Below are 22,976 nucleotides of genomic sequence, written 5' to 3' on the forward strand. Positions count from 1 at the left end.
AAGACGCTACCGTAATGAGTACCTCGGTAGGAGTTTTGCAAGAATAGTAAAGATGTAGTAATTTTTTTTTGTAAAAAGAGGATGTTCTTTGTAGGTTAAATTAACAGCAACAACTTGGTTGCTACTGCACGTTATAATAAATAAAATGTCAGCGTTTACTTGCAGCGAAAGCAACTAGAAATAAGCATTGATCTTTAACTTATTTAAGTCTTCCCCTAGTGCCTCTGATTTCATTTTTGCTCATTTTTTTTAAAATTTCGTTTTCAATATCAATTCCTTGCCAATGGGAGATATCTAGTACTCTTAGGATAATATCGGCAAGCTCTTCGCCAAAGGCATCACTAGGTTTTTCGTGCCGACATTCATTAATAGCCTCACCGACTTCTGATGCAACAAGGGCCAATGCTTCTAACGTTGTTTTATTATGCCAACCCATTTTTTCTACCCAAAGATAGTTCTTCTCTGCTATTTCGTTAATCTTCATTTTTTTCACTTATTTTTTTAAATTTGTCTTTTATCGTACATATTTAGTACTTACAGTTGCCAACTCGCATCTGGTCGCCAATTGTTGACCCATGCTGGCACATCATGCGCTGGCATAGGTTTGGCTATGCCATAACCTTGTGCCAAATTACAGCCTAGTTGCAACAGCGCCTTACCATGTTCAATCGTTTCAACACCTTCAGCAATAACTTCACGTTTGAATGATTTAGCCAAGGCGATAACACCTTCAACAATGGCAAAATCATCGGTATCGATCAGCATATCTCGAACAAAGCTTTGATCTATCTTAATTAAGTTTGCGGGTAACCGTCTCAAGTAAGTTAAGGAGGAATACCCCGTGCCAAAATCATCTAAGGCAAAGCTTACGCCTAATGCGATACACTCCAGCATGGTTGTTGAGACATGATGAACATCATCTAAGGCACTGGTTTCCAGTACCTCTAGTTCTAAATAACAAGGTTTAACATTAGGGTGCGCTGCTAGTAAAGTTGTTAATCGCTGAGTAAAGTCAGGCTGTTGTAATTGAACCGCGGCAATATTTACGCTAATGCTAACTGGAAGGTCGAGACCCAATTTTTGCCATTGGCTTATTTGTGTTAGTGCGGTATCAATAACCCATTCGCCCATTTCGATACTCATCGGATTATTTTCAATAATAGGCAAAAAGTCGATGGGATTTAATAACCCTCTGTAGGGATGTTGCCAGCGGATAAGGGCTTCAACACCAATCACTTTCCCTGTTTTCATATTAACCTTGGGCTGATAATAAAGCACAAATTGCTGGTTATCGAGTGCACTGCGAATGGCCTCAAGGCTTTCCTGTTGTGTTTTAACCGCATCATCTTGCGCAGTATCAAATAAGTGATAACGATTTTTACCTGATTCTTTAGCCACATACATGGCTTGGTCAGCATGGCGCATAAGTTGGTCAGCATCAACGCTGTCTTGTGGATAAAGTGTTACACCGATACTGGTTGATACATTTAACACGATGTTACTAACGGTCACTGGCTCAGATGCGGCTAATAACAAGCGATCTAATATCGGCTCACAGTCTTCAACCTTTGTTAAATTAGTTAATACCGCAACAAATTCATCACCACCGATACGGGCTAAAGTATCACCTTCGCGAAGTGCCGTTTTCATTCGTATGGAAATTTCAACCAGCAGTTCATCACCCACATCATGACCATGCTCATCATTAACAAGTTTAAAGCCATCTAAATCTAAAAAGACCACGGCGAGTGTTTGCATATTGCGGCTACACTGCAACATAGATTGAGATAATCGGTCAGCCAGTAGCACCCGATTCGGTAAGTTAGTCAGTACGTCATAATGGGCAATATGCTCTAACTGAGTTTGATGTTCTTTCATTGGAGTGATGTCAGTAAATAAGCCAACATAGTTACTTATTTGACCATCAACATCTTTAACTGAACTAATATTAAGCATTTCAGCATGAATTTCACCGTTTTTACGACTGTTCCATATTTCACCAGACCACGCCCCTTTACTCTGCAGCACTTGCAAAATCTCGCTATAAAACTCGGCAGGGTGTATTCCTGATTGTAAAAAATTCGGCTTCTGTCCAATCGCCTCAACAGCGCTATAACCAGTTGAAGTGACAAAGGTATTATTGACATTAATAATGATCCCTTTGGCGTCGGTTATCATGATGCCTTCACCGGCATGAGTAAAAACACTGGCAGCGAGTTTTAATTCTTCTTCGGCTAGTTTTCGTTTGGTAATATCATTAATGACACCGACGATAAAATAGTCACCTTTACCATCTATGAAGCGATTCTTTCTAGTTAATATAACTCTAGTTTCTGAGCCATTAATCGTCAGGGTTTCTTCACTTAAAATCGCTTCCCCTTTATCCAGTACTAACCTATCAATTGCTAAAAAATGATCACGCTCGCTTGGAGGTACTGTTTCAGCGAGTGTTTTTCCGATGATTTCGTTTCTAGTTAAGTTAAAAACCTGGCAAAAAGCATCATTAACGAGTAACAATCGACATTCATTATCCTTTACGAATATAGGATCGTCGTGATTATTAAAAACCACATCGAGATACATCTCTATATCATGTGAATTTACTTCGAATTGATCTAACGCAGTAGTATTTTGATCCTGTTCAGACACCATTTAACATAGTTCCTTGTTGAGCAATTCAAGCAAAAGGTATTCAATAACACTACCGGAAGTTGCAAGTAATACACTTTACTATACGTTTATTTTAAATCGATATTGGAGACTTCGCCTGCCCAAATATTGCACTTGAGACTCTTTAGGCAACCTTGATTGTTTCAAGGCAAAGTGTTTTAAATATAAGGTTAGGCTAAAGGGATGTCAAGTGCGCAGATACTCGCCAGTTTATTGACTGGCCAGCGGGCGATCCCTTAGAAAAGTAAGAATTGTTTTATTAAAATATAATTATTTTAATAAAACAGAGAATAATTCGAGCTATTTTATTAGCTTTACTTATAACCTTGTTCGGCTATTAACAAGCTTAAAGGCTTAATACCCAAATTCACATCATAAAAAAACACTGATGATTACCATCAGTGTTTTTTATAAAACGTTAACAACCTAAACAATCATTACGCTTATTGCTTAAGGCGTCGTACTGCTAATCCCATTATACCTAAGGCAAAAATAGCTAAACTGGTCGGCTCTGGTACTTTATTCATTACGACATTATCCATAACACCATAAAGATTACTGGTACTTAACATCGAGATGCTAATTTTATCGACCATAATACCCTTCAAATTAATCGCTTCTTTAGTTGATAACTGACCATTCCATTGTGAGGTAGTCGTTTTATAGTTGTCCTCTGCTTGAAGTACGTTACCTAGCCACCCCGTCACAATGACATAGTCCCCCTGATTATAGAATGAACCAATATCAAGCTTTTCAAAAGTAAATAAGCCGTTAGTTGAGAAAAACCAATTTGATGGTAGTAATGTTGAGCCACCATCAGAAAAAGCGGTATTACCGCTATTAAACCCTGGGTCTACAATCTTAGTATCTGGCCCATTAGCACTAATATTAAAACCGTTTTCGCTACCTTGACTAAAATCACTTTCAGGGAAGCTTTCAAAATCGATAGTAATTAGTGATGCCGATGCGACATTAACTAAACAACTACACGCGAAGATAAAACTTGTGACACTGGCTGTTATAAATTTAGTTTTCATTTGATATTCCTATTTATTCCCAAAAAATAATATTAATGAGTAATGCTAAAAAAGATAATTCATCAATGTGTTGTGTTAATAAAAAAGCTAATCTGATACTGGTATATATTGTAATAATAGTGGGTAATTAAAGCCTATCCGATGTTACCCGATAGGCTTTGTTTACCCTGATACTCAGTCTATAGGTAGTTATTAAAAAAACGTGTCGCGGCTACTGCGTAATCAGCGCGGCTAACTCGTGTTTTACCGTTAAAGGTCGCCGTTATAGTAGGGACTAAATCATAAGTACCCTGTTGAACGTCAAAGCTTGCGCCTAATATTCCTAGGTCTAAGGCTAATTGTACGTAACCTTTCATTGCTTGTGGAATATCAGCTTGGTCTGCTATCGCTATACGTTGCTCGCCATAAATAGCGGTAATATCACCAGTAAAGCTTTCTGCAGTCGATTGTAAAGCTAATGACTGTACAAAAGAATAAGCTAACTCATTGCGATTAACTAAGTCTTGTGGATTAAAATAATCACCATTAGTCAACATTACTGCATGTTGATCTTGTGCACCATTTCGTAAAGCGGCACCCTTTTCACTAACCGCGTTAATAGCAGCAGTGTAAGTAGTATCTTCTGTGACATCAGCAAATATGCTTGTTGCTGCCAAATTTGATTGACGAATACCAGCACCTAAGCTTAAAAAATCAGCTAGGTCTTGACGGGTAAGGTTATTATCTGGTTCGAAACCTAGCGCATTTGCATCGACTAATTCTTCACTAACTGCGAATTCAATAAACGCTTTAGCAGGGTGGTTAGTCAAATCATCAAGACCAAGATAACCATCAGTTTTTATAATCTTAACCGTTACGTCAATATCACCAGGTACCGCATAACCATTGGTTAATCCAGCAGGGTCAAGCGCAACACCAGAAAGACTACCAATACCGCCTGCTTTAAGTATCCATTCACCCGCTTCCGCTGGTGCTGTCACTGCAATGTTTTGACCTAAAACGGGTAAAGCAATACTTGACCCGTAACGTTTTTTCGAAGGACTAATCAAGGTAAGTGCTACCGTATTATCATCAACATTTGCTCGAACCATCACCATAGAAGCTTCGGCATTGACGGTCAAAACAACACCTTCATTATCACCAACAGGACTAAACGGCACAGACATATCATCTTCTGACTGTACTGAGGTTAACGCTTTAGCATTAAAATCACGGTTGATTTTAGTTGTTTTGCCAAAAGATAAATCTTCATCGACAATTGATTGTACTGCCGCGTAGGCATTGACATAACCGGCGCCAGCTTCCCATGTTTCTCGGCCAGGCATATTGGTTGCTGTTTTTTGTAGTATTGACTTCACTTCACGCCACGTTAAGTCAGGGTTAGCTTCTAACATTAAGGCAACAACACCAGCAACATGTGGAGCTGACATTGATGTACCACTCATAGAAGTATAATAAGGTACGTGATTTGCGTCCATCACGTCGCTATCATCGGCAATGCTCAAGGCACTTAAGCTAGATAATGAAGCGCGGGTTGAAATAATATCAACACCCGGCGCAGTTACAGTAGGACGGTCTTCCCACTGAAAAAGCTCGCCATCAACCGTAACTTCGCCACCCTTACCTTTAACACCGCGTGAACTAAAGTCAGCTAATTTACCGTCTTTATCACCCGCTGCTACGGTAATGACCCAAGGTGCTTTTTTGAAGTTACCTGTGATTGTCGCTTCGCCGCTTCCTGAGTTACCCGCAGAGAAAACGACAATAATACCCGCATCTGATAATGTTTTAGTGACAACATTGGTTGGATGGTCAGGGTTAAAGTCAGTACCTGTATCACTTGTACTACCAAAGGAGTTTGAAATAACGCGAATATTATAATCAAATTGATGCGTCTTAGCGTAATCAAAACCACCGATAGTGTCTAAAATAAATAAACCAGCACCTGAGCCATAACCAACAATTTTTGCGCCAGGAGCAACACCTTGATATTTACCACTCGACATCGCGCCATTGCCGCCAATAATACCCGCAACATGAGAACCATGACCACCAGCAATATCACTGTTCGCGGTATCTTCTTGGTAAGTTATGGGTAAAATATCTGATAACGAATGTAGGTTAGTTTGTGCTAATACGTTTTGAACAACGTGGTTAGGAAACTTAATGTCGCTGTGCGTGCCATCGACACCCGAGTCATTAACCACAACCCCGATACCACGTCCAGAATATGGCATACCTTTACTACGTAAAGAGCTGTCATCACGTAAGCGGTCAACACCGGTAATTTGTGTCGCTCTATCATTTTCTAATGATAATGGCGCGTTGTAGTAAACAGAGCGTACTTTATTTGATTTATAAATAGCTTCTATTTGCGCCTTTGTTGCCGTTATACCGACAATAGGAAACTGCTTAAAGCTTACGCCACCAATAACACCCGTTGATTCAATAACGTTTAGCTGTTGTGCATTAATAGCTCCTTTACCTTCGAAAGTAACGATGACGTTAAAAACCTCATGTACTTCAGCAGTCGCCATCAAACCTTTCAGTTCAGGTCCGATAGATTTAGCAGCAATATTTAGCGACATGAAAGTTAAGCCTGCACCAATAAGGCCAGCGATTAATATTTTATTTTTTAATTGTGTTTTTAGCATTGGAATAAACCTTATATGTTTTGATACATCGAGCATGCCAAACATTAAGGTTTAAAATAATCAGGTAAAACCCCTACAAGGAAGAGGTTAATATACCTTGTTTATAGCAGTAGATTGTTTTTGGCCGCATAACGGACCAATTCAGCAGCGTTGGCAACGCTCAATTTATCTAGCACTTTACCGCGATGGTTTTCTGCTGTTTTAACACTTATATCTAATGAACGAGCAATTTCTTTGGTAGTTTTACCTTCAATGATTAAATGAAAGACTTCACGTTCACGATTAGTCAGGTTTTTGTAGGGGTCTTGCCAATTTTCTGCCGGCTTATTGTATTGTGATGCCAACACACTTGCCGCGTATTGGCTGTAATAGGTTTTCCCCGCAGCTAATGCTTTTACCGCATCGATGAGTTCGTCACTTGCACTGTCTTTTAATAAATAACCAGAAGCACCCGCTCTAACCATATGAATGACATACTCTTGTTCTTCATGCATAGTTAGCACTAACACTTTTGTGTCTGGCAGTTGGCCATTTAAGCGTTTAACCGCTTCCATACCGTTCAATCCTGGCATGCTAATATCGATAACGATAACGGTGGGTTTTAATTCCAGCGCTTTACTCACGGCTTCAAGTCCATCTGCTGCTTCAGCAACCACTTGAATATCATTATCTTTACTTAATAAACTGACCAGTCCATGACGTAAGATAGTATGATCATCTGCAATAAGAACACGGATCATCGGCCATTCCTCCCCGTTACCAATATTTTTATTTCACAGCCTTGTCCTGGCTGCGAATTTATTGTTAATTGACCACCGAAGGCACTTATTCTATCGCGCATTGCGCCTAAGCCAAAGCCCTCAGGACTAGATTCTTGATCAGCTTTCATTCCAATACCGTCATCTTTTATTTTAATCATTAAAAGATTATCAGTTGCAATTAAATTGAGAATAATATTTTGTGCTTGTGCATGCTTAATCGCATTGGTCAGCGCTTCTTGTATTACTCGAAACGCCAGGGTTTGAGTATCACTATCTAAAATACTGTCAACTTGATGATGAAATTCAATTGTCGCTTTTTCGGGTTCCGCCATAATACGCACTAACCAATCAAGGGCAGGGATAAGCCCAAGGTCATCTAAAATTCTTGGGCGCATTAAGCGAGAAATCACGCGAGTGTCTGATAAGGCTTGACGTGCAAGATCTATACTCTCATCAAGCGCTATACTCGCGTCTCCTTTTTTAACTTGCTGCAGTTGATTAATCAAGGCCGTTAGCAGTTGTCCTACTCCATCATGTAATTCTCGAGCGATATGCTTGCGTTCATCTTCTTGCACTCGCCAAACGCGTTTTGCCAAACCACGCATTTGCTCATTACCCGAATAAAGCTGTTGTGATATTTGTTTTTGCTTTTCATTAAGTTGGTCAACCATTTTAGCAATATTGGCATTATTGGTCATGGCGTGATAACTCCATTAATGAATCATTTAATTCAAAATAATCTTGAGTTTCTATGAATTTACCAGAAAATTCTGGAGGTAAATTAGCCTTAAGATGCATCAGCTTTTTAGTCACTTTTTTATAATATTTTGTTGGGTCTTGTTGATTGACAATCGCCAATTGGGCACGCAGACGATCAAATTGAAAGCTGCGCCAATAATCGCCCATTTTTCTTAATAAAATATCGGCTGACCTTAGTGTGGCTTTTAAATCAAGCCAAGCTCCTGAAAAATATTGCTGTACGGCTAAAAGCTCTAAATATTCAATATACTGATATTGTTGCAGGCTAAAATCAACATTAGCCAGTGGTGTCAAATAAGCACTGATATCTTTGTTGCCTTGGTGTAAAGACTGTTTTGCCTGATAAATTAATTGGCGAATATAAATAGATTGATGGGCATGATCTAAAACCCTATTATTTTTATTTTCCATAACAGCTGTAGATAAATTCCCTACCGTCTGACTTTTTAAGAACTGAAATTTACTCATATGTTCTTTATTGCCATGACGCGAAACTATATCGTTTATATTGGCTAAGTGCTTAGCAGCTTGCTCTTGGTCGCCAAGCTGCAATGACCAATCGGCTAACCATAGACCAAATTCAGCCATAGCTCGTACGTCATTAGCTTTAACCGCCGCTTGATAAGTTAACGTTAACTCTTCAATGCTCGCATAAAAATTACCTTGTAAAAAAGCGAGTTTTGTTAGGTAACTACGCGAAACGATCGACTCTTCGGTAATATTGAGTTTTTCAGCATCGGTTAAAGTGTTGTTAAAAAGGTGATAGGCATTGCGCCAGTTTCCCTTAGCGAGTTCCATCTGCCCTAAGTTTTGTCGTACATGGATAATGCCAATAGGAAACTGTACTTGCTGATATAACTGCTCTGATTGACGCCAATAAACCAAGGCATGTTCTGGGTCAAGCAGCATAAAATAAGTGAAGCCAATATTATTCATACTCTCTGCTTGGAGCATTAAGTTATTGAGTTCAACTCGAATATTTAACGCATGGCGATAATTTTCCAAGGCCGTTTGATACGAAGCTTGCTCTTCAGCCAATTTTCCTAACTCATTATAAGTATTCGAAAGGCCCTCTTGATCGTCTAACTTCTGATAGATAGCTAAACTTTCTGTTAGGTATTGTTCAGTCTGCTGGTATTCGCCAACAGCTAAATGCATAGCGGCTAAGTTAGTCATAGTGGTCGCTGCATCGGCTAAGTTAGTTAGTTGTCTTCTAATTTTTAACGATTGTTGATAATAATCAAAGGCAAGCTCTGTTTCTCCTAACTGTTCATAAACAACACCAAAGGCATTTAGCGCCTCACCTTCTTGAACACGGTTTTTTAGTTTTTTAGCGGTGACTAGTGCCTTAACAAAATATTCATTTAACGCTTTTTCAAAATCACCTTGTAAAAATGCCACTCTTCCTAACATAAACCATGCACTAGGATGGTTTGGATCAATTTTTACCACTTCTTGTAATAAGACTTCCATTTTTTTATGTTGTTCAATTAAAAAATAGAACTCTGATAGCATCATCTTAAGTTCAGTGTTGTAAGGAAAGGCATTCACTAAGCTTAAATAATCGGCTTGAGCTTGTTCGATTTTACCCGCTAAATCATTTAAGCGTGCACTCGCTAGTTTCGCCGTATAAGAATTAGTGGCGCTAAATGCTATCGCTTGGCTATAAGCCTGTTCGGCTTCCATGAATAAACCTATCGTCAGGTTTAATTCACCTTGTTGCAGCCAAGCTTGCGCAGAAGCAGGTTCTCTCGCTAATATTTGGCTTAACGCTTGCTGCGCCTGCTCAAAGTCACCCTTTAAAATAAGTGTTTTAATAGGAAATAAATCAACCAAAGGGTTTTCTTCAATCTCAATGGTTTTTTCGGCATTCACTTCTATGTCTAAACGTTGCCTAAATTTATCGACAAAATGTCGAGTCACTTCTTGCCAATCTTTCTCGTCATAAGGGGCTTTTATTAAGGTTTCGCGTTGAATGTTAAAACCATCGACAGAAACCAACTGAAACTGAATATCTTTAGCCTCAGAACCGGCAATAAATGTTTGTGGGCTAATGAGCACGTCAATCTGCAGTAAGTCTGATATCAACTCCATATTAGCGTCATCAATGGGAGGCGTAATACCCAGTTGCGCAAATAGCTGGCTTAATCTCGATTGTTCAATCACCCGTAAATTCTTAATATCGGTTAATTGGTAATTCAAATAGTTAGCAAAAGTTTGATCAAATTCGCCCTCTTGTGTCTGCAAAGGCAATATCGCCACCGCGTAATGATCGACTGCATTGGCTTTAATGGGTGTTTGACGACTCAGAAACAAAACCACTGCGATGGTAAAAAATACCATCATCGACATAACCGTCACTATTAACCGTTTTTTGCTGATAGGTTTATTATCTTTTTCTGCTAATAAACTAATATATTGATTCTGCGCTTGGCTAATATTAGTGGGGCGGGATGCGGGATGCGGAGAAATGAGTGCCAATGACCATGACTTTAGAAAGTTAAACTCTTCTTTAACAGCCTTAAATTTAGGTTTATCTAACAACTTAGTCTGTAAAATTTCATCAATCGAATGGCCACTAAATGGTAAACCGTGACAACATAATTGAAAGATCACTACACCTGCGGCATACAAATCAGTGGTTAAGTTTATTTTACCGGTTTGTAAATACTCAGGTGGCGCATAATAAGGAGTCCCTGAAACACGGTCAGCGTTACTTTCTTTATTAAAAGCAGACAAGCCAAAATCGGCAATAAAGAGCCGACCTGACTCATCTAACATGATATTTTCAGGCTTAATATCTTTATGAGTAACGCCCGCTTTTTCAGCAAAGGCTAAGCCATCTAATAATTGCTCAATAATTTGAAAAGTTTGTTCCGTTGTGAGTGAATTCGATGCGATAGCTTCTTCTAGGCTGCTACCCGAAATCCAATCCATGGTTAAGAAGTGAACATCTTCATCTTGGTAGTATTCATGAACGCGGATAATATTGGGGTGACTTAATTGACGAACCAATAATAATTCTTTTTTAAAATCAGCAATGGTTTGCTTATCTTGACTCAGCGATTTATTGAGGACTTTGATGGCGATAAGGGTATCGAGCTGCTTATCATAGGCGCGGTAAACAAAACCATAACGGCCTTGTCCTTGCAGACTTTCAATTTCAAAACGACCAACAAGACACTCTCCAGCAGCAAGCGGCTTAGACAAGGGTATTATTTGAGTCGCATTTAGCTGATCATCATCGCTATGTGTTAACTTGGGTGATTTTAAATCGCTCATACAGCCTTTTTACTAATGATATAGTATTAGTGGCACAAATTAAGCAAACTACAGTCTTTATCGCTAGATGTCCATATCGAGTTCTCATTAAGAATTAGTTGCAATGAATCAATAGATTGTTGCAGCAACATCGCCTGAACGGTTGCTTCGAGTTGTTGGCTCATACTGCTTAAAATTTCTATATCCAACTCGGTTAGCACTTTATCAGACATTTTGCTGTCGGTATAAACAATTCCCACCACTTTATGCTCATAAAACAGTGGAATGCAGGCTAAAGCAGCAATTTGTTTCAGTTCGATGCTTTTACGAGCACTTAACAGTTCATGGCATGAAACATCCATGGCAACTACGTTTTGTCCGCTTTCAAAACAACGTGTTATCGCGCCAACACTGCCTTCAAAATCTGATAGTTTAAAATCATTTCGCTGCATACCATGGGCAATACTGACATTAAGTGAAGCTAACGTATCGCCAAGTAAGACGATACCGCGTTGAGTGCCCGTTAACATAATAATATTTTGCAATTGTTCAGAGAGATTTTGTTTTAAATGCTCGGTCAACGGTATTGAAGTAGGTGTTTGGCTACTCGATAAGCGCCATGCATTGTGGGTAATTATTGCATCAACTTGTTTTGACGACTTAGTTTCAAAAAGGCAATCGAGTTCGCCAATAGAAATAATCGCGTCATCTTTTAAAGTGGAATGGGTAATTGCTATACCATTAACTTTAGTGCCATTACGGCTGCGCTCATCATCAAGTTGCCAAATTTCGTTTAAATGGGCAACTTTAGCATGCTGGCGAGAAACGGTTGGGTGATCAAGCAACAACTCACATTCGTGAGAACGTCCTAAACGGTAACCATTATCTTCATAAAGAAAACTTTCTATCGCTGGTTGGTCCGGATAACAAATCGTAATTTTAGCTGGCATAAGATCACCCTTAATTAAACACTATTTTGTCGATGCTATTTGATTAATCGCAAGCTGAATCGTAGGGTGTTGGCATAAGCCATAAGCTCGCCAGCAACATTATGAATATCTCGACTTGAACGCCAAACATCAGGAATATTTATGCCTTTATTATCATTAATACGGCGATTAAAGTCATTGAGCTTACTACTCGCCATATGGTAATTGTTCGACAAAATAAGTTGGTTAATTTCATTTACATCTTGCAGTAACATCGAATAAACCGCTGCATTTATTTTGGGTGAAAAATCATTGAGTGCGGTTTGTAAATCGTTAAGTTTTTGGTTAACAACAACCAACGGAGCCCGTAAATCGGCAACAATAATAAATTGTGAGAAACGCCCTGTTGAACCACGTGTTCTATAGCTACCTGCCCCCATAGTCATGGTGATATCTTTAAACTCACCATTAAGTGGCGCTTTAAAGAATCGCAGCGGTGTACCCGCGGTATATTCTAAATTATGCGTGTGTAAATCAACCGAAGCTAAGCCTGAAAATGAAAAGCCACTGTTCGCCAAAGGCTCAATGGTAATCATCATTGGAAATGCTGCAGAGGGAGAGATATTTAAACCATCGGGTAAACGGTCAATGAAATCTAATGAGGTAACGTCAATAATTTCTGCCGTTAGTCCTAAACTCTCTTTCGTTAAACCAACCGCATTTTCAAATTGTAGAGTCATATCGGCAGAAATGTTGCCCGGTAAATGAATAACAGCCTCGACCTTATTACCTTGTACGTTGACTGACACCGATTCAGAAGCGAATGAGATTGTACTGACCAACATAGCTGTTGATGTTAGTACTAAAGTAAGTAGCTTTTTTATATGCAACATATTTTGTCCTCTGGGTAGTAATCTGACAATGTCATCAAATTATTTTTTACACTGTTCTAGCTAGAACCTACGTTGATCTACGTCAATTAGCAAGTTCTATGGTGCTTTTACTAACAACAAAACCAAGCCTAGTAAGATTGGTTTTGTTATCAATGTTAATTATATAAATGTTAAGTGTTAACAGTTATTTACGTAAGTATCCATCATATAACCGACTAATGATAATGGCATAGTCTCCACGCTTAACATCGCTGGCTGGTTCAAAGTAAGCAACAACGGTTGGCGATAGGTCATAAGGTCCTTGTTCAATAGCGAAACGAACCCCGATTAATGACATATCTATTGCAGCCTGCACATAACCTTTTAGCGCTTCATTAATATCACTTGAGTCCTTAACAGCAATACGTTCACCATTATATTCGACAGTTATATCACCACTAAAGTCTTTAACTTGTCTTTCTAATCCGAGTGCCTGTACCAGTGAATAAGCTAACTCTTGTTTATTCACCTTAGCGTGTGGTTGAAAACTATCACCATTAGAGATCATCACCGGTGCTTGGTTTTGTACTCGATCTTTAAGCGCTGAGCCAGTTTCTGTGACGGCATCAACAAAGGGGGCGTGTTTTGCGTTAACATCTGTAAAGACGGTTTTATTATCATTTAAGAAGCCACGGTGCTGCCTAATTGACATACCCATAACTAAATATTGCGCCAGCTCTTTACGTCTTAACTTAGCATCAGGACGATAAGATTGATCGTTTTTACTATCAACTAAACGCTCACTGACCGCAAATTCAATTGCTTTTTCTGCACGATGTCCGGCAATGTCGCTTAGGCCTTCGTAGCCACCTGAGGTTAAAATTGAAATATCACCTTCGATATATTCAGGAATACCAGGACCATTAGTGGTACCTGTTGGATCAGCTTGTACACCTGATAAAGAAGTGATGCCAAAGGCAGATAATTTCCATTCTCCGGTTTGTGCTGGTGCAGAAACTCGCATGGTGCTACTTAGCACAGGCGTTGTTAAGTTACCAAAATAGACGGTACCGTCTGGAGCTTCCAATTTAAGTTTAACCAGATTGGCCAATGTTTCAGAGGAAGCACTTATCCATGCTGCATCATCTTGAAGGTTAAATGTATGGACTTCAGGTTCACCTGCTGGAGTAAATAGAACGCTAAATGGCTCAGGTGCTTCGTCATCAATAATAATCGCATTGGCATTAAAGCTATTGAGATTATTCACCGTTGCACTGTTTTGTTCGTTATAACCTAGGGCTCCAGCAACTGCTGCATATGCATTGACATGACCCGCGCCCACTTCCCAAGATTGGTAACCGGGCATATTAGTAGCGGTTTCTTGAAGAATAGTTTTTATTTGTAAATTGGTTAAATTGGGATTAGCTTCCCACATCAAGGCAATAATACCGGCAACATGAGGCGCTGCCATCGAAGTGCCTGAAATTCTTGTGTAAAATGGTAAGTATTCGTTTTCAATCACGCCAATATCATCGGCACCGCCATTAGAAGCGATATTGGTTTTAGCACGTGTCGAAATAATATCAACACCTGGGGCAACAATAGTCACTTCATTGATATAAGTCCAAGCTGAACCGTCTGGCATAGTAAAATCACTACTTTCACCACGTTTACCCCGCGATGAGAAATCGATTAAGTCGCCTTGCTTGGTACTTGCACCAACAGAGATACCCCATGGGATTTGAGCATATGGATTATGCGTGTCTTCGCCTGAACCACTATTACCAGCAGCAAATACCGATATAATGCCCACTCTGTGCGCTTTATAAGACGCTAAAGATATTGGACCTGCAGAGTCATATTTGCCACTAGAGCCCCAAGAGTTACTCATCACTCGAATGGGAGAGTTAAAATCATAAACGTGGGTAATAGCATAATCATAGCCGCCCAGCGCATCTAAAATAGAAAGACCCGCTCCAGAGCCATAACCAATAATATCAGCGCCGGGTGCTGCACCTTGGTATTTGCCGCCAGAGTGAGTCCCCCAACCGCCTACAGTACCGGCACAATGTGTACCATGACCAACATTTAAGTCAGTGTTACGTTGACCTTCTAGCCACATACCGTCAAAACCGGTTAAGGAAAGCGCTTGAGCATGGGTAACGCCTTGCACATTTTCAATCACTTTAACGCCATATTCTAAATCATCTAATGTTGCATCGATGCCTGAATCATTAACAATAACGGTAACGCCCTTACCCGTGTATTTCATGCCATTGTTTTTGTCGAATGCGCTAGATTGTAGTTTTTCTACACCTGTTATCTGACGTGCTTCAGCATTATAATATTCTAATGAACGGTTAGCGAATATCGAACGAACACCTGGCATTGCCGCTAAGTGATTAATCTGATTAGCGTTTGCCATCACACCTACGATAGGTAATGATTTAAACTGTACACCTTGAGTTAAACCAAGGTTTAATAAGCTTTGCAACTGGGTAGTTGTTAATGCATCAAGTTGATCATAGGAAACAACAACCATAGCGCTGTCTGTTACTGTCATATTTTGTAATTGTTGCTCTAATTGAGAACCAATTACTGCAGCTGCGGTTGCACTAAGACTGATACCTGCGATTGACATGGTTAATGCCATGTTCTTTATTGTTGCCTTCATACTTTATATCTACCCGTCTTTAAAAGTGTATTTTATTTACGCTATTATTTGACTAGATTTTGGCAAATAAGACCATCGGGAACAGCCCCTACTTTATGCGGGGGAAAACCCCTAGCTGTTAATTTTCCAGATAAGTCATTAAGGAGATTTAAGCGGCGTTCTGTTTTAGCACAGCCATTTTTTCACCCTCTTAATTCATACGCTAATAACTGGCTTTGGTACTTTTAAACAGTAAACCACTACATCTGAAATAACATCACCTGAGACTTAATCAAGCGGACAGTTCAGTCACCATTTTCTGGTGAACTAAGCTCAAATCAACGCCATTGTTGACTCAACCATAAAGCGCTCATCTAACTAATCTCTCTCAACAACAATGGTTTTATTGACTCCTTTTTAAAGGTGTCTGCTAAATATAAGTGCTCATTAATGATGCATTGATTACTGACTCTTTTTTTGCACTCTATTTGTGCGTATTCGTCATTGTCTTGTGCACCAAAAATTATCAACACAATAAAAATAACAATAAAGTCCTTTAAAACAATGTGATAGATAAAGCAATAATGATGGCATTACCTTTGCTCTACGTAACTCAATCAATGATGAGTATTAAATAAACCTGCTTATTTAATTGACTCAATTTTAGGAGTGGTACATGAGCGGTCAAGAAGGTCTCAATATATTTTCATTCAAAGGTAAGATGAAAGCATTACATATGAGTTGGATAGCGTTTTTCATTACGTTTGCTGTTTGGTTTAACTTTGCTCCCTTGGTGTCAGTTATTGCTGATTCATTAGGGCTAACAAAAGCTGAAATAAAAACATTAATGTTATTAAACGTAGCGTTAACCATTCCAGCGCGTGTTGTCATTGGTATGCTTACCGATAAATACGGTCCGCGCTTAACATTCGCGGTTTTGCTTGGTGTGTGTAGTATCCCTTGTTTTATGTTTGCGCTTGCAGATACGTTTGAACAAGCGGCACTTTCGCGCTTCTTAATAGGTTTTATTGGTGCGGGTTTTGTTATTGGAATCCGTATGGTTTCTGAATGGTTCCCCGCTAACGAATTAGGGACGGCTGAAGGCATTTATGGGGGTTGGGGTAACTTTGGTTCAGCCGCTGCTGCCATGTCACTACCTACACTAGCGTTAGCCTTTGGTGGTGAAGATGGCTGGAGATACGCCGTTGCTTTTACCGGTGTATTAAGCTTGGTTTTCAGTGTTGTCTGGTATCAAAACGTAACGGATACACCTAAGGGTTCAACGTATTTCAAGCCTAAACAAACAGGTGCAATGGAAGTGACCTCAACGGGCGACTTCTTCTTATTACTCATTATGAAAATTCCTATGTATGGCGCTTTAGCTTTACTCACCTGGAAATTATCACCTGCCGGTGTCAGTTTATTAACAGAACAAAGTGCCGTCATTGCCTACATTAGCTTAGTGGTTTTGTTTGCCATTGAATTAAAACAAACCATTAAAGTAAACGGTCACTTATTTTCAAAACCGGTCGAAGAAATTCATCGTTACGAATTCAAGCAAGTGGCTGTGTTAAATGTGCTTTATTTTGCAACTTTCGGTTCTGAGTTGGCCGTTGTTTCGATGTTACCATTATTCTTCGCTGAAACATTCGAATTAAGCATGGTGTACGCAGCGATGTTAGCCTCTACTTATGCATTTATGAATTTAATGTCTCGTCCTGGTGGTGGTTGGTTATCAGACAAGTTTGGCCGAAAGAAAACCCTATTAATTTTAACAGCAGGTTTAGCTGCGGGTTATTTTGCCATGTCGGAAATCACCGGAGAATGGCCATTAGCCCTAGCAGTAGTAACAGCTATGGCTTGTTCTTTTTTCGTGCAAGCGGGTGAAGGAGCTGTATTTGCAGCAGTCCCCTTAATTAAACGTCGTTTAACGGGACAAATTGCCGGTATGACAGGCGCTTACGGTAACGTGGGTGCGGTGGTTTACTTAACCGTATTAACTATGGTTGATTACTCGACTTTCTTTATGGTGATTGCCGCTACCGCTGTGGTAGGCTTTATAACATTACTCTTTATGGTAGAGCCAAAAGGCACAATGACTGAGGTACGTGAAGATGGCACAGTTGAATTAATTAATGTCGGTCACTAAGCTAACATGAGTGTTATCAATACAGAGAAGCAAACGCTCCAAAGCACGGTTGTAGATTTACAACTATGCTTTGGTGGTTTTTCTCATAAAGGTTTAAAGGCAGAAAACCAAGACGCTTTTGCTGCTATTGTGCCAAAAAAACTTGAATTACGCGCTAAAGGCGCGGTTGTGGCTATCGCAGATGGAGTATCGAGCGCAAGTAAAGCCGCTGAAGCTTCACAACTTGCGGTCACTCAATTTATTCAAGAGTATCTTGCTACGCCCGAAACATGGTCTACACAGAAATCTGCCGCTAAAGTATTAAGCAGTTTAAATAACTGGTTGTATTCACAAAGCGGATTTGTTGATGCTCTAGTTAATCAAGACTCACCTCAATGGCTAACGACTTTTTCAGCGCTTATTGCTAAATCAAACACCGGTTATATTTTTCATGTTGGCGATACCCGTATAACAAAATATCGCCAGCAACAATTAGAAATTATAACCCGTGATCATAATCGTAAACAAATAGGGCAACAGGATTTATTAACACGCGCATTAGGTGCTGATAGCCATTTAGAAGTTGATGTTTATCAAGTCGATTTACAGGCAGGAGATTTATTTATGCTAAGTTGTGATGGTATTCATGACTTTGTTAGTAAAGCTGCTTTTAAAACACTCTTTGATTCATTGCCGTTATCACCAAATAAGTCTGACTTAGAAGCTCTTTCTGAAAAAATTGTTGCCACCGCACTTGAGCGCGGTAGTCATGACAATGTGACCTGCTTACTGGTTTATATTGACGCGATACCGAATCGGAAACTGGCAGAAATTGAACGCGACCTAAGTTCAAAAGCGATCCCTCCAGCATTAAAAGTTGGGCAGAAACTTGATGATTATCTTGTTAAAAAAATAATACACGCCAGTATTCGTTCACACTTGTATTTAGTCGTCGATGTTAAAACAGATAAGCCTTATGTGTTAAAAGCACCCTCTGCTAACTTTTCAGATGACGCCTTTTATTTACAAGGTTTTATGCGGGAAGCTTGGGTGGGAGAACGCATTAAACACGTTAATGTCATGCGTGTATTATCCGCTAAAAAAGACAGCCAGTTTTTATACCATGTATGTGAATACATTAAAGGGCAAACCCTGGGTGAATGGTTACATGACAACCCTAAACCTAGCATTGCGCAGGTCCGCGATATAATGAAACAAGTGATCGGCGCATTACGATCATTTCAACGTTTAGATTTAGTTCACCGCGACTTAAAGCCCGACAATATTATGATCGATGAATATGGTCAAATTAAATTGATTGATTACGGCACCGTATTTGTCGCTTCACTTGATGAAAACCAAGAAACAATAAAAGAACAAGTACCACACGGTTCATTAAATTATATTGCACCTGAAACCTTATTGCATATGCAAGCTGATTATCAAAGTGACCTATTCTCATTGGGGGTTATTTGTTATGAAATGTTATCTGGTGAACTTCCTTACAAACCAATGCAACGTGCTGAAGTCACTATTAAAAATTATAACGATATGCAATATCGCAGCATTAAACAGTTTCGACCTGAGTTACCCTTGTGGTTAGATTTAAGTCTTCAAAAAGCAACGGCTGCAGATCCAAGACAGCGCTATAGAGCCTTTTCAGAATTTTTTAGTGATTTAAATAAACCGAGTTCATCTGCCGTTGAAGAATACAAAAACCAACCCTTGTTAAAGCGTGATCCTATCTTTTTTTGGCAATTAGTCTCAACCTTATTGTTTATTGCCTTGGTGGTATCTTTAGTTAATTAACCCGTTACCCCTTTACTTCTTCCCCTTTGCACTTATCACTCATTATTATGATGCACACCTCTGGTGCGTTGATGCCTTCACTGCAGTGCAAAATCGCTGTTACAACTCACACCTAAACCACTATCTAATTGAATTTATTAAAAAAACCACTTGGTTCGTTTATTGCAAATAACAACTCATTATCTAATTCTGCTAATACAGCAGTAATTTAAAGAAGTAGGGTTCCAAAAATGAGTACACAACCTCAGAAGATCGTCGTCGTTGGTAATGGCATGGTTGGCCATCACTTTGTTGATGAAATGGCGAAACATACCGGCTATGAAATTACCGTTCTATCAGCTGAAGACCGTTTAGCTTATGACCGCGTTCACTTATCAGAGTACTTTTCTGGAAAAACTGCTGATGATTTAGCCATGACTACGCCAGCATATTACAACGAAATAGGCGTTAATTTTTTTACTAACGCAAAAGTCACTAATATTGATAAAGCGGCAAAAACTGTTACGACTGAGTCGGGTGACATTTTCGCTTACGATAAATTAGTTATGGCGACAGGATCATACCCCTTTGTTCCCCCTATTCCAGGTAAAGAACGTGACCATTGTTTGGTTTATCGTACTATTCAAGATTTAGAAGACATTCAAGCGTCAGCTAAAGCGGGTAAAGTTGGTGTGGTTGTTGGTGGGGGGTTATTAGGTTTAGAAGCCGCTAACGCCCTTAAAGAACTTGGCCTGCAGACACACGTTGTAGAGTTTGCCCCACAATTGATGGGCGTACAATTAGACAAAGACGGCGGCGCTTTATTGCGTTCAATGATCGAAGGTATTGGTGTTCAGGTACATACGCAAAAAGCCACCAATGAAATTGTCGACGGTGAAGAATGTGTTCACCGAATGAATTTTGCCGATGGAACACATTTAGAAACTGACGTTATCTTATTCTCAGCCGGTATTCGCCCCTATGATAATTTGGCACGTGAATTTGATTTAGCGGTTGGCGAGCGAGGCGGCATTGTGGTTGATAACAACTGTAAAACCTCTAACGAAAATATTTACGCTATTGGTGAGTGTGCTTTGTGGAATAACTTTATTTTTGGTTTAGTGGCGCCAGGCTACACTATGGCTAAAGTGGCTGCCGATAACATTATTGGCGGTGAACAGCAGTTCACTGGTGCAGATATGAGCACTAAACTAAAATTAATGGGTATGGATGTGGGATCGATCGGCGATGCTCATGGCCGTACTCAAGGTTGTAAAAGCTACGTCTATTCAAATCAACCTGACCAAATTTATAAAAAAATAGTAGTCAGTGCCAATGGTAAAGAATTAATAGGTGCGGTTTTAGTGGGTGATACCAGTGAATACGATACCTTATTGCAATACGCATTAAATGGTATTGAGTTACCAGAAAATCCCGACGGTTTAATTTTACCCAGCTCAGGCGAAAAACCCACCTTAGGCGTGGATGCTTTACCTAATACCGCGACTATCTGCTCATGTTTGAATGTCACCAAAGGCGATATTATTGCTGCTATTGATTGTGGCGCCGTTGATGTCGGTGAAGTAAAGTCTTCAACGAAAGCAGGAACAGGCTGTGGCGGTTGTGCCGCCTTATTGAAAAAAGTAACAGATCACGAATTAGAAAAACGTGGGGTAGAAATTAGCACTGACCTTTGCGAACATTTTGCTTACAGCCGGGTTGAGTTATTTCACATTGTGCAAGCAGAACAAATTAAAACCTTTGACCTTTTAGTAGAAAAACACGGTTCAGGTTTAGGCTGTGAAATTTGTAAGCCAGCAGCTGCGTCTATTCTCGCTTCGGTTTGGAACGATTACATATTAAAACCAGACCATGTATCACTACAAGACACCAATGATGTCTTTCTAGGTAATATGCAAAAAGATGGTACTTATTCTGTCGTTCCCCGTATGCCAGGCGGTGAAGTAACCCCAGATAAGTTAATTGTTATTGGTGAAGTCGCTAAAGAATATAACCTATATACCAAAGTAACAGGCGGCCAACGTATCGACTTATTCGGCGCACGTGTTGACCAATTACCGGCGATATGGAAACGCTTAATTGATGCAGGTATGGAAACTGGTCATGCCTATGGCAAATCGTTACGTACGGTTAAATCTTGTGTTGGCAGCACTTGGTGTCGTTACGGCCAACAAGACAGCATGGCAATGGCCATTTTCTTAGAAGATCGCTACAAGGGCTTGCGTTCTCCTCATAAAATTAAGTTTGCGGTTTCGGGCTGTACACGCGAGTGTGCTGAAGCACAAAGTAAAGACATTGGTATTATTGCTACTGAAAACGGCTGGAACTTGTACGTCAGTGGCAATGGCGGCATGAAGCCTCGCCATGGCGACTTATTCGCGACTGATTTAGATGATGAAACCTTAGTGAAATATATAGATCGTTACTTAATGTTTTATGTGCGTACCGCAGATCGTTTAACCCGTACTTCTGTCTGGTTAGAAAACCTAGAAGGCGGCTTAGCCTACATGGAGAAAATAGTTAAGGACGATCACTTAGGGATTAATGATGAATTAGAAAAGCAAATGCAAAATGTCGTTGATACCTATCAATGTGAGTGGAAAACAACCATCGAAAGTGAAGAGCAATTAAAGCGTTTTCGTCAGTTTGTTAACTCTGACACTGTCGATGGCAACATCGAATTCGTTACTGAGCGTGATCAAATTAGACCCGCTCAAGGTGATGAGAAAAAATATGGCGTTCAAATTCAAGCCGTTGATTTAACACCTGCATAAATACGTTTACGAATAAGGAAAATAAAATGACAACAGAAAATAGCTGGCAAACCATTTGCTCAACCAGTGATTTAATTAAAAACTCAGGTGTTTGTGCATTATTAGCAAACAAAGAACAAGTGGCTTTATTCCAAGTAGGCAAGGACACCGTTTATGCTATTTCTAACTTTGATCCCTTTGGTAAAGCAAACGTTTTATACCGCGGTTTAATTGGTGAAACTAAAGGTAATATTTACGTTGCTTCACCCTTATTAAAACAACGCTTTGTTTTAAATTCAGGAGCCTGTTTAGATGATGATACTTTAGCGATTAAGACCTATGAAACACGTGTTACTGATGGAAAATTAGAAATATTTGGTTAAGGATTTCATCCTTTATTTTCATAAAAATCCTAGCGAAGTTAACGGTGCTGGGATTTTTATTTTTTACCATTCATCATTAAATTTAAGCCTAATATGACTCACTTAGCATCTGCTAAAAAAAAGTCTGCATACGCGAAGATTAATTATCCCAATTCTACATGCTAAGGTGTTTAAACAGTTCAATCCCGGAAGAGGTTATTTTGGTGCATCTTTGCATCACAAACTAATAAAAACGAGTATAAAAATCAAAGGACAATCCTAACCAATTGATATAAATGTAATTAAAATTCTGGTGTGAATTGTGCTT

General features: G+C 39.5%; 14 protein-coding genes. 4 read left to right on the forward strand and 10 right to left on the reverse strand.

Annotated elements, in window-relative coordinates; all coding sequences use genetic code 11:
* Positions 1–199: 199 nt before the first annotated feature.
* The 10 genes from H4J70_RS04810 to H4J70_RS04855 all read right to left on the reverse strand — a co-directional run bounded on the left by H4J70_RS04810 (position 200) and on the right by H4J70_RS04855 (position 15,617).
* Positions 200–484, reverse strand: coding sequence for a MazG nucleotide pyrophosphohydrolase domain-containing protein (locus tag H4J70_RS04810; protein ID WP_070374689.1), 285 nt, complete (start codon positions 482–484; stop codon positions 200–202).
* Between the two features lie 50 nt (positions 485–534).
* Positions 535–2,652, reverse strand: a complete 2,118-nt coding sequence (locus H4J70_RS04815) for a bifunctional diguanylate cyclase/phosphodiesterase (protein WP_182250705.1) — start codon at positions 2,650–2,652, stop codon at positions 535–537.
* A 461-nt stretch (positions 2,653–3,113) separates the two neighbouring features.
* Positions 3,114–3,707: a PEP-CTERM sorting domain-containing protein gene (locus H4J70_RS04820; protein ID WP_182221095.1), complete on the reverse strand. Its 594-nt coding sequence runs from the start codon at positions 3,705–3,707 to the stop codon at positions 3,114–3,116.
* Positions 3,708–3,886: 179 nt separating this feature from the next.
* Positions 3,887–6,361, reverse strand: coding sequence for a S8 family serine peptidase (locus H4J70_RS04825; protein WP_182250706.1), 2,475 nt, complete (start codon positions 6,359–6,361; stop codon positions 3,887–3,889).
* A gap of 101 nt (positions 6,362–6,462) precedes the next feature.
* Positions 6,463–7,101, reverse strand: coding sequence for a response regulator transcription factor (locus tag H4J70_RS04830; protein ID WP_182213428.1), 639 nt, complete (start codon positions 7,099–7,101; stop codon positions 6,463–6,465).
* Entirely contained in the window at positions 7,098–7,820 is a 723-nt protein-coding gene (locus H4J70_RS04835; protein WP_182221097.1) for a sensor histidine kinase, read from the reverse strand. Before H4J70_RS04835 ends, H4J70_RS04830 begins: the two co-directional genes overlap by 4 nt.
* Positions 7,810–11,163, reverse strand: coding sequence for a serine/threonine-protein kinase (locus H4J70_RS04840; protein WP_182250707.1), 3,354 nt, complete (start codon positions 11,161–11,163; stop codon positions 7,810–7,812). The genes H4J70_RS04835 and H4J70_RS04840 overlap by 11 nt, the downstream gene beginning before the upstream one ends.
* A 26-nt stretch (positions 11,164–11,189) precedes the next feature.
* Positions 11,190–12,092 carry an FHA domain-containing protein gene (locus tag H4J70_RS04845; protein WP_182221099.1) on the reverse strand — a complete coding sequence of 301 codons (903 nt, stop codon included), beginning with the start codon at positions 12,090–12,092 and terminating at the stop codon, positions 11,190–11,192.
* Between the two features lie 35 nt (positions 12,093–12,127).
* Positions 12,128–12,964, reverse strand: coding sequence for a DUF6689 family protein (locus H4J70_RS04850; protein ID WP_182250708.1), 837 nt, complete (start codon positions 12,962–12,964; stop codon positions 12,128–12,130).
* A 184-nt stretch (positions 12,965–13,148) separates the two neighbouring features.
* The gene (locus H4J70_RS04855) at positions 13,149–15,617 is read right to left on the reverse strand and encodes a S8 family serine peptidase (RefSeq protein WP_182250709.1); all 2,469 of its coding nucleotides are present in this window, start codon (positions 15,615–15,617) and stop codon (positions 13,149–13,151) included.
* Positions 15,618–16,272: 655 nt separating this feature from the next.
* On the opposite strand from H4J70_RS04855, the gene H4J70_RS04860 reads away from it, so the two are divergent.
* The 4 genes from H4J70_RS04860 to nirD all read left to right on the forward strand — a co-directional run bounded on the left by H4J70_RS04860 (position 16,273) and on the right by nirD (position 22,669).
* Positions 16,273–17,745, forward strand: a complete 1,473-nt coding sequence (locus tag H4J70_RS04860) for a NarK family nitrate/nitrite MFS transporter (protein ID WP_182213418.1) — start codon at positions 16,273–16,275, stop codon at positions 17,743–17,745.
* A 6-nt stretch (positions 17,746–17,751) separates the two neighbouring features.
* Entirely contained in the window at positions 17,752–19,533 is a 1,782-nt protein-coding gene (locus H4J70_RS04865) for a bifunctional protein-serine/threonine kinase/phosphatase (RefSeq protein WP_182250710.1), read from the forward strand.
* Positions 19,534–19,763: 230 nt separating this feature from the next.
* Positions 19,764–22,307, forward strand: a complete 2,544-nt coding sequence (gene nirB, locus H4J70_RS04870; protein WP_182250711.1) for a nitrite reductase large subunit NirB — start codon at positions 19,764–19,766, stop codon at positions 22,305–22,307.
* A gap of 26 nt (positions 22,308–22,333) precedes the next feature.
* A complete protein-coding gene (gene nirD / locus H4J70_RS04875) occupies positions 22,334–22,669 on the forward strand; it encodes a nitrite reductase small subunit NirD (protein WP_182202631.1) in 336 nt (111 codons plus the stop codon).
* The last annotated feature ends 307 nt before the right edge of the window (positions 22,670–22,976 follow it).

Origin of the sequence: Colwellia sp. BRX8-9, from assembly GCF_014077245.1 — a bacterium.
Lineage (GTDB): Bacteria > Pseudomonadota > Gammaproteobacteria > Enterobacterales > Alteromonadaceae > Colwellia_A.

What these genes read in the sequence shown, in the direction of transcription:
- H4J70_RS04845 (WP_182221099.1), bottom strand. Translation starts at nt 12,092, where the DNA reads ATGCCAGCTAAAATTACGATTTGTTATCCGGACCAACCAGCGATAGAA.
- H4J70_RS04860 (WP_182213418.1), top strand. Translation starts at nt 16,273, where the DNA reads ATGAGCGGTCAAGAAGGTCTCAATATATTTTCATTCAAAGGTAAGATG.
- H4J70_RS04825 (WP_182250706.1), bottom strand. Translation starts at nt 6,361, where the DNA reads ATGCTAAAAACACAATTAAAAAATAAAATATTAATCGCTGGCCTTATT.
- H4J70_RS04855 (WP_182250709.1), bottom strand. Translation starts at nt 15,617, where the DNA reads ATGAAGGCAACAATAAAGAACATGGCATTAACCATGTCAATCGCAGGT.
- H4J70_RS04835 (WP_182221097.1), bottom strand. Translation starts at nt 7,820, where the DNA reads ATGACCAATAATGCCAATATTGCTAAAATGGTTGACCAACTTAATGAA.
- H4J70_RS04830 (WP_182213428.1), bottom strand. Translation starts at nt 7,101, where the DNA reads ATGATCCGTGTTCTTATTGCAGATGATCATACTATCTTACGTCATGGA.
- H4J70_RS04840 (WP_182250707.1), bottom strand. Translation starts at nt 11,163, where the DNA reads ATGAGCGATTTAAAATCACCCAAGTTAACACATAGCGATGATGATCAG.
- nirD (WP_182202631.1), top strand. Translation starts at nt 22,334, where the DNA reads ATGACAACAGAAAATAGCTGGCAAACCATTTGCTCAACCAGTGATTTA.
- H4J70_RS04865 (WP_182250710.1), top strand. Translation starts at nt 17,752, where the DNA reads ATGAGTGTTATCAATACAGAGAAGCAAACGCTCCAAAGCACGGTTGTA.
- H4J70_RS04815 (WP_182250705.1), bottom strand. Translation starts at nt 2,652, where the DNA reads ATGGTGTCTGAACAGGATCAAAATACTACTGCGTTAGATCAATTCGAA.
- H4J70_RS04820 (WP_182221095.1), bottom strand. Translation starts at nt 3,707, where the DNA reads ATGAAAACTAAATTTATAACAGCCAGTGTCACAAGTTTTATCTTCGCG.
- H4J70_RS04810 (WP_070374689.1), bottom strand. Translation starts at nt 484, where the DNA reads ATGAAGATTAACGAAATAGCAGAGAAGAACTATCTTTGGGTAGAAAAA.
- H4J70_RS04850 (WP_182250708.1), bottom strand. Translation starts at nt 12,964, where the DNA reads ATGTTGCATATAAAAAAGCTACTTACTTTAGTACTAACATCAACAGCT.
- nirB (WP_182250711.1), top strand. Translation starts at nt 19,764, where the DNA reads ATGAGTACACAACCTCAGAAGATCGTCGTCGTTGGTAATGGCATGGTT.